The organism is Gottfriedia sp. S16(2024) (assembly GCF_050473765.1).
In the GTDB taxonomy this organism is placed as follows: domain Bacteria; phylum Bacillota; class Bacilli; order Bacillales; family Bacillaceae_G; genus Gottfriedia.
Genome location: NZ_JBFLUO010000001.1, coordinates 4,505,091 through 4,519,524, shown reverse-complemented (window position 1 = coordinate 4,519,524; position 14,434 = coordinate 4,505,091). Strand labels below are relative to the sequence as shown.

At 35.2% G+C, this 14,434-nt stretch carries 15 protein-coding genes and 1 pseudogene; 15 read left to right on the top strand and 1 reads right to left on the bottom strand.

Annotated features, from left to right (window positions below; translation table 11 throughout):
- From AB1282_RS21680 to AB1282_RS21660, 5 genes are all read left to right on the top strand, one after another.
- Complete coding sequence (locus AB1282_RS21680; RefSeq protein ID WP_056475584.1) at positions 1 to 882, top strand: acetaldehyde dehydrogenase (acetylating); 882 nt, start codon at positions 1 to 3, stop codon at positions 880 to 882.
- Between the two features lie 30 nt (positions 883 to 912).
- The gene (gene dmpG / locus AB1282_RS21675) at positions 913 to 1,932 is read left to right on the top strand and encodes a 4-hydroxy-2-oxovalerate aldolase (RefSeq protein ID WP_056475586.1); all 1,020 of its coding nucleotides are present in this window, start codon (positions 913 to 915) and stop codon (positions 1,930 to 1,932) included.
- Between the two features lie 15 nt (positions 1,933 to 1,947).
- Positions 1,948 to 2,718: a 2-keto-4-pentenoate hydratase gene (locus tag AB1282_RS21670; protein ID WP_056475588.1), complete on the top strand. Its 771-nt coding sequence runs from the start codon at positions 1,948 to 1,950 to the stop codon at positions 2,716 to 2,718.
- Between the two features lie 6 nt (positions 2,719 to 2,724).
- A complete protein-coding gene (locus AB1282_RS21665; protein WP_056475592.1) occupies positions 2,725 to 2,907 on the top strand; it encodes a tautomerase family protein in 183 nt (60 codons plus the stop codon).
- Between the two features lie 181 nt (positions 2,908 to 3,088).
- Positions 3,089 to 3,808, top strand: coding sequence for a YwiC-like family protein (locus AB1282_RS21660; protein WP_429900382.1), 720 nt, complete (start codon positions 3,089 to 3,091; stop codon positions 3,806 to 3,808).
- Positions 3,809 to 3,896: 88 nt separating this feature from the next.
- Here the strand turns inward: AB1282_RS21660 and AB1282_RS21655 are convergent.
- Positions 3,897 to 4,619 (bottom strand): annotated as a pseudogene (locus AB1282_RS21655) (Mrp/NBP35 family ATP-binding protein); the annotation flags it as partial.
- A 189-nt stretch (positions 4,620 to 4,808) separates the two neighbouring features.
- On the opposite strand from AB1282_RS21655, the gene AB1282_RS21650 reads away from it, so the two are divergent.
- From AB1282_RS21650 to ltrA, 10 genes are all read left to right on the top strand, one after another.
- On the top strand, positions 4,809 to 5,987 hold the full coding sequence (locus AB1282_RS21650) for an MFS transporter (RefSeq protein WP_216600088.1): 1,179 nt from the start codon (positions 4,809 to 4,811) through the stop codon (positions 5,985 to 5,987).
- Positions 5,984 to 8,110: a formate dehydrogenase subunit alpha gene (fdhF, locus tag AB1282_RS21645; RefSeq protein ID WP_429900381.1), complete on the top strand. Its 2,127-nt coding sequence runs from the start codon at positions 5,984 to 5,986 to the stop codon at positions 8,108 to 8,110. Before AB1282_RS21650 ends, fdhF begins: the two co-directional genes overlap by 4 nt.
- A 22-nt stretch (positions 8,111 to 8,132) precedes the next feature.
- Positions 8,133 to 8,672 (top strand): 4Fe-4S dicluster domain-containing protein, encoded by a 540-nt coding sequence (locus AB1282_RS21640; protein ID WP_056475601.1) that lies wholly within the window; start codon positions 8,133 to 8,135, stop codon positions 8,670 to 8,672.
- A gap of 33 nt (positions 8,673 to 8,705) precedes the next feature.
- Positions 8,706 to 9,239, top strand: coding sequence for a ubiquinol-cytochrome c reductase iron-sulfur subunit (locus AB1282_RS21635; RefSeq protein WP_056475604.1), 534 nt, complete (start codon positions 8,706 to 8,708; stop codon positions 9,237 to 9,239).
- Positions 9,229 to 9,423 carry a hypothetical protein gene (locus AB1282_RS21630; protein WP_056475607.1) on the top strand — a complete coding sequence of 65 codons (195 nt, stop codon included), beginning with the start codon at positions 9,229 to 9,231 and terminating at the stop codon, positions 9,421 to 9,423. Before AB1282_RS21635 ends, AB1282_RS21630 begins: the two co-directional genes overlap by 11 nt.
- A 391-nt stretch (positions 9,424 to 9,814) precedes the next feature.
- Positions 9,815 to 10,249: a GNAT family N-acetyltransferase gene (locus tag AB1282_RS21625; RefSeq protein ID WP_429900379.1), complete on the top strand. Its 435-nt coding sequence runs from the start codon at positions 9,815 to 9,817 to the stop codon at positions 10,247 to 10,249.
- A gap of 181 nt (positions 10,250 to 10,430) precedes the next feature.
- The gene (locus tag AB1282_RS21620; RefSeq protein ID WP_056475615.1) at positions 10,431 to 10,688 is read left to right on the top strand and encodes a hypothetical protein; all 258 of its coding nucleotides are present in this window, start codon (positions 10,431 to 10,433) and stop codon (positions 10,686 to 10,688) included.
- A gap of 43 nt (positions 10,689 to 10,731) precedes the next feature.
- Entirely contained in the window at positions 10,732 to 11,034 is a 303-nt protein-coding gene (locus tag AB1282_RS21615) for a hypothetical protein (RefSeq protein WP_056475618.1), read from the top strand.
- An 828-nt stretch (positions 11,035 to 11,862) separates the two neighbouring features.
- Positions 11,863 to 12,495, top strand: a complete 633-nt coding sequence (locus AB1282_RS21610; protein WP_429900377.1) for a hypothetical protein — start codon at positions 11,863 to 11,865, stop codon at positions 12,493 to 12,495.
- A 523-nt stretch (positions 12,496 to 13,018) separates the two neighbouring features.
- A complete protein-coding gene (ltrA, locus tag AB1282_RS21605) occupies positions 13,019 to 14,347 on the top strand; it encodes a group II intron reverse transcriptase/maturase (protein WP_429899052.1) in 1,329 nt (442 codons plus the stop codon).
- Positions 14,348 to 14,434: the final 87 nt, after the last annotated feature.

Below are 14,434 nucleotides of genomic sequence, written 5' to 3'. Positions count from 1 at the left end.
ATGAATAAATTAAAAGTCGGAATCATTGGTTCGGGGAATATTGGAACAGATTTAATGATGAAATTACAGAATAATCCATTTCTAGAATTAACAACGATGATCGGAATTGATCCAGAATCTGATGGGTTAAACCGTGCGAAGGAATTAGGAGTTGAAGTAATCGATAATGGTATTCAAGGTTTCATTGAACGAAAAGAACTGGCTGATTTATTGTTTGATGCGACTTCTGCAAAAGCTCATTTTCATCATGCAAAAGTACTTGGTGAATTAAAGAAGCGCGTGATCGATTTAACGCCAGCGGCAATTGGGCCGTTTGTCGTACCACCTGTCAATTTAGGTTCACATATAGTCGAAAGGAATGTCAATTTAATAACATGTGGTGGGCAAGCAACAATCCCAATCGTTCATGCGGTAGGTCAAATTGCCGAAGTTGAGTACGCAGAAATCGTTGCAACAATTAGCTCAAGAAGTGCCGGTCCTGGTACACGTGCTAATATCGACGAGTTTACTGTAACAACGGCTAGAGGACTTGAAGAGATTGGTGGAGCTAAAAAAGGAAAAGCAATCATTATTTTAAATCCAGCAGAACCGCCAATTATGATGAGAGATACAGTTTATTGTAAAGTTACGAATGAAGATTTTAACCATGAAAGCATGATTCATTCCGTTAAACAAATGGTGAAAAAGGTTCAAGCGTATGTTCCAGGATACCGTTTAAGAATGGATCCAATCATAGATGGTTCAACTATAACTGTATATTTAGAAGTTCAAGGATCAGGGGACTACTTACCTAGCTATGCAGGAAACTTAGATATTATGACTGCATCAGCAGTAAGAGTAGCAGAAGAGATTGCACAATATGAAGTTGTAAAAACTGTTTAAAAAAGTGCTTAAAGAAAGTGAGGGAGTGCAATGTTTGGAAAAGAAGTCATTGTAACTGAAGTAGCACTTCGAGATGGAAGTCATGCAATTGCTCATTCATATACAGTAAATCAAGTCGTTCGAATTGCGAAGGCTCTTGATGATGCAAAAATGCCTTTTATTGAAGTATCACATGGAGATGGTTTAGGTGGTTCTTCATTACAATATGGTTTATCAACAACGAATGAATTTGAATTGATCGAAGCAGCGGTAAATTCATGTAATCATTCAAAGATTGCTGTCTTACTATTACCTGGTATTGGAACAGTAAATGAATTAAAAACGGCAGCAAAAATCGGAGCAAAAATGGCTCGTATAGCTACACATGTTACTGAAGCTGATGTTTCGAAACAACATATATCTATGTCTAAAGAGCTTGGATTAGAAACTGTTGGTTTTTTAATGATGTCCCATATGGCACCAGTTGAAAAATTAGTAGAACAAGCCAAATTGATGGAAAGTTATGGTGCGGACGTTGTATATATGGTTGACTCTGCAGGTGCGTTTCTTCCACATGAAGTAAAAGACCGTATTGCTGCTTTACGAGGGTCCCTTGATATTGAAGTTGGATTCCATGCACATAATAATCTTTCTCTAGCGATGGCAAATACACTAGTAGCGATTGAAGAAGGAGCTACTAGAATTGATGGCAGCGTACGTTGCTTAGGTGCTGGAGCAGGAAATACACAAACTGAAGTGTTAATTGGAGTGTTAGAACGATTAGGAATCAAGACAGGAATTGATTTCTATAAAATGATGGACTTAGCAGAGGAAATCGTTGCGCCAATTCTTCAAACACCACAAGAGATTACAAAAGGTAGTCTAATTTTAGGCTATGCAGGAGTGTATTCTAGTTTTCTATTACATGCTAATCGAGCAGCTAAAAAATGGAATGTTGATGCAAGAGATATCTTAATTGAATTAGGAAAACAAAAAGTAGTCGGTGGGCAAGAGGATATGATTCAAGAAGTTGCTTGTATGTTAGCAAATAAAAAATTGTCTGTTTTTTGAGAGGAGACGGGTTTTATGATAACTGAAATCGCGAATAAAATATATATGCACCAAAAAAACGGTCTAGAAATGGATAAAATTACGATTGAACATCCAGAATTAAACGTTAATAATGCTTATGAAATTCAAAAATTAAGTATTGATAATGCGATTAAAAATGGTGATCCATTAATTGGTTGGAAAATGGGACTAACAAGTATTGCTAAACAAAAATCTGTTAATGTTGACGAGCCGATTTATGGACGCTTAACAAAATCGATGGAATTAGAAGAAAAAGAATTAAAGATGGAAGGTTTAATCCATCCGAGGGTTGAGCCAGAAATAGCATTTATGATCAACAAGCCATTATTTGGACAGGATGTAACAGCAAAAGATGTATGGGAAGCAACTGAGTATATTGTACCTGCATTAGAAGTAATTGATAGTCGATATAAAAATTTCTCATTTACGCTAACAGATGTAGTAGCAGATAATGCATCTTCATCAAAATTTATTATTGGTAAACAACAATATTCACCTACATATACTTCTTGGGATGAAGTTAATGTTGAATTATACAAAAATGGCGTAAAAGTACAAAGTGGTGTAAGTTCTGATGTACTAGATCATCCAGTAGAATCCGTCGTAAAGTTGGTGCAGATGCTAAGTAAAAACGGCGAACAAATTGAACCAGGGATGATTATCTTAACGGGTGGAATTACAGAAGCGATCCATGTTGAAGAGGGCGATAGTGTAGAAGCACGATTTGATGGAATCGAGACAATGGAACTACAGGTAACGAGGTAATACAATATGCCAATCATTCAAATTCAATTGATTGAAGGAAGAAGTCCAGAATTAAAAAAGCAATTAATGAGAGAAATTAATGAAGTTGTATGTCGTACATTGGATGTTCAGCCAGCACAAGTAAGAATTTTAATAAACGAATTCGAAAAAGAAAATTGGTCCGTTGGTGGAGTTGCAAAGGATGAGTAAAAAAGTCCCTTTTTTAAGGGGCTTTTTTCTTGTTGGGAATAGTTTTATATTTTAGGCTCTATTAAAGTAAATGGGGCTTTATGAAATTCTCAAACATAAAAAGGATAGTGAACTTAATCACAGAAAACCCATAATCGTTTGAGTATGATGTAAGAATAATAAGGAAAGTGGGTGCTATATTGTGAAAATAGTAGTTCCAAACCAACACGGTGCTTGGGCAATGCTTTTAATTCCATATATACTTGGAGTTGCCGCAAGTTCATTTCGTTTAATTCATATCCCTTTATTTATAGGCTGGTTTTTTCTATACCTTGCTACCTATCCATTAATTATGGTGATTAAAGGAAAACAAGTGTCATTTTATTTTTATTGGGCGTTAGGTTATTTTTTCATTTCATTCGTATTTTTAGCACTCGTTATGTTTGCTGAATGGAGATTGATATACTTCGGTCTAGCTATGCTTCCATTCTTTCTATTAAACATATATTTCGTTAAGAGAAAAAACGAACGAGCCTTTACGAATGACATGGTTGCGATTGGTGTTTTTTGTATAGGTGGATTGGCTAGTTTTTATATAGGGAAGGGTGCACTTACAAGCGAAGGCTGGAGTGTAGCACTCTTCGTATTTTTGTTCTTTTTAGGTAGTACATTTTTTGTGAAATCAATGATTCGAGAAAAAAAGAATAAGAGATTTCGTTGGTATTCGTGGGGATACCATTTTATCGTTCTATTATTTATTTTTACTTTAAAAGAGTCTTGGCTTTGGATTCTCCCTTTTGCTCCTAGTTTGATAAGAGCAATTTCTTTGTACAATAAAAAACTTACTATTATGCAATTAGGGATCATTGAGATTATCAATTTTGTCATATTCTTAGTGGTAACTAGTTTTCTGTTTTTGTAGATTTAGTTCATTTATAATCCAAAGGTTCAACATACAAAAGCGACTTCTGCTAATTGAAGTCGCTATTTTAATCCATTATAACATCATTTTAAGTGTTAATTTTCTGATTAATAGTTTTAGCTAGCTCTTTATAATGATGAAATAATCTACTATTCTCTTCGTATATGGACGGAGTAGTAGAATTCTCGATAACTTCCTCAATCGGTAGTTTGGCGAGTACTTCGGTTCCTAATCGATCGGCTAATAAATCGCCACCTCCTTTTCCGAATATGTAGTACTTCTCAGAACGATCTATAGGTTGGAAATAAGACATATTTTCAACTACTCCAAGAATTTCATGATTTGCTTTTTGGGCCATCGTACCTGCTCTCTCGGCGACAATTGATGCTGTTTGATGAGGGGTGGTGACAATGATTTCCTTACTTTGAGGAATGGTGTGATGCATATCAAGTGCAATATCACCGGTCCCTGGAGGCATATCTAGAATGCAATAGTCTAATTCTCCCCAAATGACATCTTTACTGAAATGCTCAACCATTTTTCCTAACATAGGGCCTCTCCAAACGACTGGATCGTTGTTTTTGATGAAAAAACCCATCGAAATAATTTTTACTCCGTGTGACTCCACAGGGATGATTTTTCCGTTAAAGGTTTTTGGACTGATGTCGATTTCCATCATTTTAGGAATGCTAAATCCATAAATATCTAAGTCAATTAAAGCAACTCTTTTTCCTTGTCTCGCAAGTGAAACTGCAAGATTTGCCGCTACAGTTGACTTACCAACCCCACCTTTTCCACTTGTTATAGCGATTACATTACCTGATAACATGTTCACACCTCTTTTTAAATTTTAAGGGTCTATTGTGTGATGTACTTCACAGTCTTGGATACAGTCTTTCTGTACAATTATGACAAAGAAGAAGACTTCATCATGTACCCAATTTTATCAATTTATCAGGCACTTCGATGTTAAAAAAGTCACATGGAGGTTGAACATGAGATGAGAAAATCCCTCGAGCGCTCATTTTACTCGAAAATCAGTATGTATTCATTTTTTATTATTTTGCTTCTACTCTTTACAACGTGGGTTGGAACAGACCGATTTTTACACTTCGATATGGCATTAATGGGCTATTTTATTTCTTCGCTCATTTTTGCTGTAGGCTTAACGATCAGGATGTCTGCATGGCTTATCAGGCCGGCAACACATCAAGTTATAAGGCGTAGTTTGAAAAATTTAAAAGAAAATTCTCGAAAAAAACGTAATCTAATATCGATCACCAAGACAGCGCTAGAAAATATTTTCTTACAGAAATTTATCTTTAAAAGGGGTATTTACAGAGGTGTACAGCATTTACTAATTTCTTGGGGATGCATTGGTTCCTTTGCAATCACCTTTGGTTTGACATTTGGCTGGATGCACTTTGAGCTCGTTGATCCAAATACATACACGATTGTCGTTATGGGTGTAGATACAATTACAATGGCAGCACACGGTATATTCGCTGAAATGGTTTACAACGGGTTAAACATTACAGCTAGTATGGTTCTTGTTGGTGTCATCATGGCAATCGTAAGAAGAATTATGAGTCAAGATGTGAAGGTGACACAACGAGCTGAATTTGATTTATTACCTTTATATTTACTACTAGCTGTAACCGTGACAGGACTTCTATTAACTGTTTCATATGTACTTTTAGATGGTTGGATGCATCATTACTTAACACTTATTCACCAATTGACAGTCGTAATTTTACTGATCTATTTTCCATTCGGAAAGCTATTTCATTTACCGATCCGTCCATTAGCAACAGCAGTTCCAATGAACTATCAACAAGAACTTAGGGTAGATACGAGGCCATGTAAAAGATGTGGGACACCCTATAGTTCTGATGATCAAATTAGCGATGTAAAAGATATATTATCTGCCCAAAGCTTTGATTTACAACTTGAAGATAGAAGTTATCTCTCAGACTATTGTTTACCATGTCGAAGAAGAATTAGGGTCATGAAGCAACTAAATTCAGAGCCACATCTTAAAAGCAGTGATCCAATCTCTACATTAAATGGAATTCAAATGTCTGGTTTTAGCAAAAAGAGATCTGATGACTATTATCATTTTCCAGAGGAAGTTCAAAAAGATATTAATCAATATAACAAAGGGGATCGTGAAGAATGAGCCAATACATCGTCAAAGAAGGTGTTAAAAACCTTCAAAAACCAGGAGAAAAATTAATTACTACTCATTGTTGTTATTGTGGAATGCAGTGTGGAATGCATATACGTGTGAATGAGAAATCAGGAAAGATAGTTGGGGTAGAGCCGAGATATGACTGGCCAGTTACAAGAGGAAAAATGTGTCCAAAAGGAGTAACAGCATACCAAACTGTTGAGCACGATGAACGAATCCTTGCACCACTTATTAAGAAAAACGGTGAATTTGTTAAAGCTACTTGGAAAGAAGCACTAGACCTGATAGAAGAAAACTTTAAACGGATCCAAAAAGAAAGTGGGAGAGATGCTTTATCTGTTTTTGGTGGGGTATCTATGACGAATGAAAAGTGCTATTTGGTAGGTAAATATGCGAGGGTTGGTCTCGGTACAAGGTTTATCGATTACAATGGTCGATTCTGTATGAGCTCAGCTGCAGGTGGATTCCTTAAGACACTCGGAACCGATAGAGGTTCAACCCTACCGTGGCCAGAATTAGAACATACCGATTGTTTCTTTATAGCAGGTTCAAATACCGCTGAGTGTCATCCTACAAGCATTCAATGGTTGTGGAGAGCAAAGGACAAGGGAGCTAAACTGATTGTGGCAGATCCGAGAGAGACTCCAACGGCACGTGTTGCAGATGTACATTTAGATCTTAAGCCAGGTACAGACTCTGCATTGGCGAACGGAATGCTTCATCTACTCATTAAAAATGGCTATGTAGATCAAGACTATGTAAATGAAAGATGTAATAATTTTGAAGAACTAAAGAAAACAGTTGAAAAGTTTACACCCGAATATACTTCAAAGATAACAGGCGTGTCGGTTGGAAAAATTGTGAAAGCTGCTCATATTTATGGATTATCCCAAAAATCAGTTGTTATGTTTGCACGAGGTGTTGAGCAACAGTCAAAAGGTGTAGATAATGTTTCGCTTTATACATCGATGGCACTGCTCAGGGGACAAATAGGTAAATTTGCTTCGGGGGTTGCAACTTTTACTGGACAGGGAAATGGTCAAGGAGGAAGAGAACACGGGCAAAAAGCCGACCTTTTACCAGGATATAGGAAGCTAACAGATCCAGAAGCGGTGAAGTATGTATCAAAAGTATGGGGAATCGATCCGAGCGAAATGCCAAAGCCTGGTGTTTCTGCATATGAAATGTTCGATGAAATTCAAAAAGGTACTATTCGTGGTATGCATGTTATTTGCAGTAACCCTGCAGTTTCAGCTCCGAATCTTGAACATATTTGGAACGGGTTTAGGAAGCTTGATTTCTTAGTTGTCAGTGATTTCTTCTTATCTGAAACAGCGGAGTTTGCTGATGTAGTATTACCTGCGACTACTTGGGCAGAGGACGAAGGAACAACGACCAACCTCGAAGGCCGAGTGATTCGAATCCGTAAAGTACGTGAACCTTTAGGTGAGTCAAAGCCAGATTGGGAGATTGTTAGCTTAATTGCAGAACGAATGGGCAAAGGTAAATATTTTCCATATAAAAATGCTGAAGAAGTTTTTGAAGAGTTTCGCATTGCCACTAAAGGTGGGAAAGCAGATTATTACGGAATAACATGGGATCGAATTGATAAAGAAGACGGGGTGTTTTGGCCATGTCCTTCTGAAGACCATCCGGGAACTCCAACGATGTTTATTGACAAGTTTGGAACGCCAGATGGTAAAGCTAACCTCCCAAGTGTTGAATGGAAAGAAGCAGGTGAAACTCCAACGAAGGAGTATCCTCTGTTCTTAACGACAGGAAGGGTAGTGTTTCACTATTTATCTGGTGCTCAAACAAGAAGAGTCAAATTTCTTATGGAGCAATGTCCAGAGCCATTTGCTGAGATGCATCCAGCACTTGCAAGTCAATATGGATTGGAGAATGGCGACCTTGTAAAGTTGATCACACCACGCTCCCATATGCTTGTAAAAACGAAATTAACAAAAGCTACGAGAAGAGATACGGTGTTTGTTCCATATCATTGGGGAAAAGAATTAGCGGTCAATCAATTAACCAATCCATGTTTAGATCCGATTTCGAGAATGCCAGAATTTAAAGTATGCTCACTGAAGATTGAGAAATATAAATAACTTTTGAATGGAGTCGGGATCGATGAATAAAATCATGTATTTAGAATTTGAGCGATGTATTGGATGTCGTTCTTGTCAAGCGGCTTGCCGAGAATGCGGTGATCATGACGCAAAAGAAAGAAACTATGTAGAATATGTTGATTTCATGGAAAGTCGACAGACCTATCCGATGCTTTGTATGCAATGTAAAGATCCAGCTTGTGCACGAGTTTGTCCCGCGAATGCCATTCAAATAACTGAAGAAGGTGTAGTTCTTTCAGCTATGGAAGAGAAATGTATAGGATGTAGGAATTGTACTTTTGGATGCCCGTTCGGTATTCCTAAGTTCGATTTTGAAGAAAATAAAATGTACAAATGTGACATGTGCTACGATCGCTCAAAATACGATATTGCACCAATGTGTGCTTCTGTATGTCCTAGTGATGCGATTCGTTTTATTGACTTTGATGAAATGCAGCTGTTGCGTAGAAGAAGATCTCAGATGAATCTCGTTGAAGGGAAAAAACCACAAGAAGGAAATAAGTGGGAATACGTTCCGGAATTCTTTGGAGTATATACGTAAATAAGTTCATATTAGGCGAAAGGAGACGGACTTATGCCTCAAGATAATAAAAGTAAACGAAATATAAAAGAAACAAATGATGATATGATTAACTTAATCGATAACTTAAACAGAAATGAAGATTTAAAATTAAACAGAAGATCTTTTCTGAAATCTGTTGTAGGTGCTTCTGTTGCTCTTGGATTAGCAACTGTTCCATTTTCAGCTATTGCCCTTAATAACAAGAAAGAGGATTTAAATAGACAAAAGATTATCAGATTGAAAGACTTACCAAAAGATAGTTCAATAAACTTTAACTATCCAACTGCCGATGAACCTGCAATACTAGTACACACAAAAGATGGTAATCTAAAAGCTTATAATAATAAATGTACTCATCTACAATGTCCTGTTTTTTATGATAAGGAAGAATCAAAGCTATTGTGTCCTTGTCACCGCGGATTCTTTAGCGTGGACAATGGTCAGCCTCTAGCTGGCCCACCTCAGCGTGAATTACCACTGATTGAATTAGAAGTAATCGATGGGGTTGTTTACGCAGTCGGAAGGAAAGTTCGTCATGGTGCGTAAAAAATATTGGATAATCATATTTATTACCTTAATTGTTAACGTAGTGATGCTTCAATGGACAATTGAGTCTTTTTATGGAGAAAAATATGAATCTGTTAAGCTATATACTGTTATAGGAGTTCTTTCTTCTATCGTTTGCTTTCTTACTTACTTAAAATGGAGAAAGAAAGAATATCAGAAATAATGAAAGTTAATAGATTGATTAGATGAAGAGATTGATGTTGAATGTAATGAACGATTTTTAGAAGCAAACCCACAATGAAATAAATTTTCTTTGCGGGTTTTTATATTTCAATAGATTTAATGTCATTCCTAATATCCAAGGGTATAAATCATTGCGTCTAGCTAGTCCAAAAAATGAGCTTTTATGGAACTCTTTCAAAATGACTCAGACGACATGCTATTCTTAATCTTTTAAGGTTTATTTGGTTGAGGAAGAAATATCTTCCTATTAGTTATATAATTTAAGCATTACTTCAAGTTAGCAGGAAGTAATGCTTTTTTAATTGAATAAGTGATATAGACTTCAATTCTATAAATTTTAAAAATAAAAGAGTTAATCAAGGGGGAAAATTATGCATCAATTATCAAGTATTAAGCATATGAAATCAAAAGATGAATTAGTAAAAGCTTTTAACCTTTTAAATCAATTGAGAACACACTTAACTTTAGAAAAATTTGAAGAACAATATAATCAAATGCATAAAGAAGGGTATCGTTTGATTGGTTTGGAAGTAAATGATGAGATTGTTGCAGTTGCAGGGATCAATATCTTAACGAATTTTTATAATAATAAATTTCTTTTCGTTTACGATTTGGTAACGAAAGAAACAGAAAGGTCAAAAGGATATGGTGAAGAATTAATGACGTACATTCATCGCTACGCACGCGAGCAAGAATGTTCACATGTAACATTAGAATCAGCTCTTCACAGAGTTGACGCTCATCGATTCTATGAGGAAAAAATGGGATACGATAAGTTTTGTTACTCATTCCGTTATACTCTATAAATAAAGGAGATCATCCACCTTATGTAACAAACGTAGTGCGATTCTTCAATAACGAAGGATCGTTTTTCTTATACAGCTATATGGCAGATTAGTTGAATAGGATATGGTAATTTTTTCAAACGAAAAGCAAGGGATTAGTATGATAAAATTCAACTATTAAAACTATTTAGGGAGAAAAGTTGTGATTTTTGAAATATTATTTTTTGTATTTTTTATGTCTGCATCATTTCATTTTTATAGAAAGTACATATTAATTGGACATGGATGGAACTATTTTATCGGAGGAAATTCATTTATTGCAGGTTTTGGAATTATAAAAGACAATATTCCTGATGAAAAGAAATGGGTTTTTCATATCGTAACAATAGTAATAGGTTTATCGATTTTAGTTTTAGTTGAATTTTTAAGGAAAAAACATAAGAATAAAGTCATTAGTTAAGCTTTTCCCACCATTTATGAAGCAACAATCTTAGGAGAATTTTTTGATAACTATCATGGGTCAATTTATAAACAGAATATTTAAAGACAGAATTAAACAAATAGCAATTATCCAAACTATGTTGATGATTCCAATGATGATGTATGTGGTTTATTCTTTTACATCGGATAACACTAATCATATATACGAAGGACTGTTTCATATTTCATTAGCAGCTATTTTTTTTTCAAATGTGATTAAGGAGAAAATTTTAAAAAAGAAAGAATCTAATGATCTTAATCTTTGGTTGATGAGTGCAATTATGTTTTTTATCATTGGAATTTTAGATTTATTTTTTGATATTTAAGTTGTTCTTGTTGAACTAACGCATGCATTAGGTAAAGAAAGGAAAATATTTATGGGGAAGATTTTCTCACGCTTAGTCCCGCTATTTATAATGATTTTTGTAACAATACTTAATTACAATTCTAAAGATTATCTATCAGCTGTATTTTGTTTCTCTATTGTCATTTGGCTAATATATTATTTTATTGTTGGAGAGAAAAAAGAAAATCGGGAAATTTAATCACTCTTTCATTTTATAACTGTTATATACTTAAAATCCTTATTCAACTAACGCATGCGTTAGTTACATAAGATTTAAATAACTTGTTTTGCTTTCCTTTCCTACCCTCGTTAGCTCCATTTTGACTAATCGCTTCACCAAATGTTCCCTATTAATCGAATTATGATTCTTGGTATAAACATTAAGATGTTCCAAATCACTTCAAAAATCACTTCAAATATAAACTCAATTAGGGAATCTTTAAAAAAGCCGTCTCTATTACTTTTTTTATATTTCATCTTCTAACTCCCAATAATCAATCATTTTTTAACTTTTCATCGGAATAACAAATTTAATTTCTTTAAATAGATTCTACTTTTATTATATCATTCGATTATTCCACTAACCTGCCAAATACATAAATAAAAAAGCAGCCAATGACTGATTTTGCTATTCAACTAATGCATGCATTAGTTGAACAATTAAGGAGTTGATAACGATCGACTCCTATTTAAGTATTTGGAACTTTAGTTAATAAAACAGAGTGTTGTAGGATAGTAAAGAAATAATTTATCATTATTAATAATAAACAATTATTAAATTTCAAGAAGATAAGCTGGTGAAGAAAATATGGAAGTATTAATACAAGGTGATAAGTTAAAAGAGTTGTTGAATATTATAGTTAGCCCGTATCTTTTACCTTTGGGATTAAAATGGCGAGGTGATTATTACTGGGTTGGTGAAAACGAAAATGGTATTAGGAAAGTTTTTCATTACGTCCCTTCTAAGGGGGGAATGGGTTGTTTTTCATACGGGTATTGTCTTGATTTCATCCCTCTTTTATCTGGGAACAAACTCCGATACTTTCGAACAGAAAAAGGTGCAAGAGAGTTAATTTCAATTCGTGGGGATATTTCGGAAATTTCACAGTGGGTTAAAGACGATGTCAAACAATCTATCGTAAATGCTATTAAAACAGATATTAAACAAATTGAAAAACACTTTAAGTCAGTTCCTTCAATTGAAGATGTGCGGAAGATCGCAATAAAAAATATGGAAAGTGGTGATCAGTATTTCATTTACCCTAGTCCATTCTTTGTTCTAGCATTTATAGAAGCAAAAATTGGTAATCTTGATAAGGGGCAAGAACTGTTAGAAAAATACTTTTCTCATTCGAATGAAAAAGAAAATATACGTGAAATGTTAATTAGTAAGTTAGTAGATCTAAAAAATCTAATTAATACAATTTTTTTATACAACTAACTAATGCGTGTGCGGCCGAGCATAGGTCGTATCATATAACGGGTGGGATTCCCGTCGAGTAAGAACTAGCCATTCGCTCGTAGCGAGTCTTGGAGGATTAAAGGTAACTTTAATCTTTAAGCGTAGACAGTTAGGTGGCGGGCCGAAAGCCAAATGGTTGAAGGGATTGAGCTCCATAATGTTAGTAAATCGAGAGGGCTGATGCTTTACGCATAGCAGAAAGCTACACTTTACCTTTCGGTAAGGCAAGAATGGTAAAGCCTCTCTGGAGTCAGAGACCTTGGCACGTCATACATTGATATGATACGGCAACTCGGGAGACCCAACCGGTCTTTTCTTTTTTTTTTTTTAGAAGAGTATGGTGTACAAGCGATAAAAAGTAAGGAAGCCAAATGCCGATGTTGGGAGTCGGATAGTAGCGTAGTACCTATGAAGTTGGGTAATGCCGATGGAGGAAAGGCTACTACCAGTTTATCACCCTTAATAGGGACACATTTACTACACACAGAGGTAGGTATAACAAATGGAAACAAAACTACTAAGGATAGCAGAATTAGCAAAATCTGATCCTAAAATGCAATTTACATCTCTTGCATATTTACTAGATAAGCAGTCACTAGTTCAATGTCACATTGAATTACCAAATAAGAAAGCAACTGGGATAAATGGCACAACTAAAGAACAATACAGTGCAAATCTCGAGGAAAACATAGAAGATTTAGTAATGAGACTTAAAGGCAAAAGCTATCGTCCTGTTCCAGTTAGGAGACTGTATATTCCGAAGCTCAATTCGAAAAAGAAAAGACCATTAGGTATACCGGAACATGAAGATAAGATTGTTCAAAAAGGTGTTACGAAAATATTAAACTCCATCTATGAAATTGACTTTTTGGACTGTTCGTTCGGATTTCGCCCAAATCGTAGTTGCCACGATGCTTTGAAAATACTGAACTTCTATATAGAAAAGAGGTCAGTAAACTATGTTGTAGATGTAGACATAAAAGGATTCTTTGACAATGTTGACCACAAATGGATGATAGAATTTTTAAAACTTCGAATCACTGACCCGAGCTTACTGAGAATAATCGGTAGGTTTCTTAAAGGTGGATATATGGAAGAAGGAAAGAAATACAAAACAGATAATGGTACACCGCAAGGTGGAGTAATATCTCCTGTATTAGCTAATGTCTATCTTCATTATGTACTTGATTTATGGTTCGAGAAAAGTGTCAAGAAACAGTGCGAGGGACAAGCATACCTGGTAAGGTATGCAGATGATTTTGTGTGCTGTTTTCAATTTAAGAATGAGGCTCAGGAATTCTTTCAATCTCTAAAATTAAGACTCAAGAAGTTCAATCTGGAAATAGCCGAAGATAAAACCAAAATTATCCCTTTCGGACGACTTGCGGAGAAACTTGAAAAGCACCAAGGAAATGGAAAACCAGAAACCTTCGATTTTCTAGGTTTTACGCACTATTGTGGAAAAAGTAAACAAGGAAAATTTCGAGTGAAACGCAAATCAAGTAGGAAGAAAGTACAAAGCAAATTAAAAGAGTCTAAAGAATGGTTGAAGAAGAATAGAAATAATAATATTCATATAATTATGGACAGATTCAAACGCTCTCTTATTGGCTACTTCAACTACTATTGCATCACTGATAATATCCCAAATGTTAACATTTTCAAAGTTAAAATCGAGAACCTAATATTTAAGTGGCTCAATAGAAGAAGTCAAAGAAAATCCTTTAAATGGGAGAAATACAGACTCTTCCTTAGCAAATTTCCACTACCCACACCAAGGGCTAAGGTGAATATTTATGATTTAAGAAAAGAAATTAGCTATATTCTGTAAATGATTACTGGAGGAGCCGTGTGCATTAATAGTGCAAGCACGGTTCTGAGAGGGTTTGGAGTGCAATTTACCGTAAGGTAAAGAGAC

Bases quoted from the DNA above. Each gene is read 5' to 3' on its own strand.
- fdhF (WP_429900381.1), top strand. From the start codon at position 5,984: ATGAGCCAATACATCGTCAAAGAAGGTGTTAAAAACCTTCAAAAACCA.
- AB1282_RS21670 (WP_056475588.1), top strand. From the start codon at position 1,948: ATGATAACTGAAATCGCGAATAAAATATATATGCACCAAAAAAACGGT.
- AB1282_RS21650 (WP_216600088.1), top strand. From the start codon at position 4,809: ATGAGAAAATCCCTCGAGCGCTCATTTTACTCGAAAATCAGTATGTAT.
- ltrA (WP_429899052.1), top strand. From the start codon at position 13,019: ATGGAAACAAAACTACTAAGGATAGCAGAATTAGCAAAATCTGATCCT.
- AB1282_RS21610 (WP_429900377.1), top strand. From the start codon at position 11,863: ATGGAAGTATTAATACAAGGTGATAAGTTAAAAGAGTTGTTGAATATT.
- AB1282_RS21630 (WP_056475607.1), top strand. From the start codon at position 9,229: ATGGTGCGTAAAAAATATTGGATAATCATATTTATTACCTTAATTGTT.
- AB1282_RS21680 (WP_056475584.1), top strand. From the start codon at position 1: ATGAATAAATTAAAAGTCGGAATCATTGGTTCGGGGAATATTGGAACA.
- AB1282_RS21665 (WP_056475592.1), top strand. From the start codon at position 2,725: ATGCCAATCATTCAAATTCAATTGATTGAAGGAAGAAGTCCAGAATTA.
- AB1282_RS21625 (WP_429900379.1), top strand. From the start codon at position 9,815: ATGCATCAATTATCAAGTATTAAGCATATGAAATCAAAAGATGAATTA.
- dmpG (WP_056475586.1), top strand. From the start codon at position 913: ATGTTTGGAAAAGAAGTCATTGTAACTGAAGTAGCACTTCGAGATGGA.
- AB1282_RS21640 (WP_056475601.1), top strand. From the start codon at position 8,133: ATGAATAAAATCATGTATTTAGAATTTGAGCGATGTATTGGATGTCGT.
- AB1282_RS21635 (WP_056475604.1), top strand. From the start codon at position 8,706: ATGCCTCAAGATAATAAAAGTAAACGAAATATAAAAGAAACAAATGAT.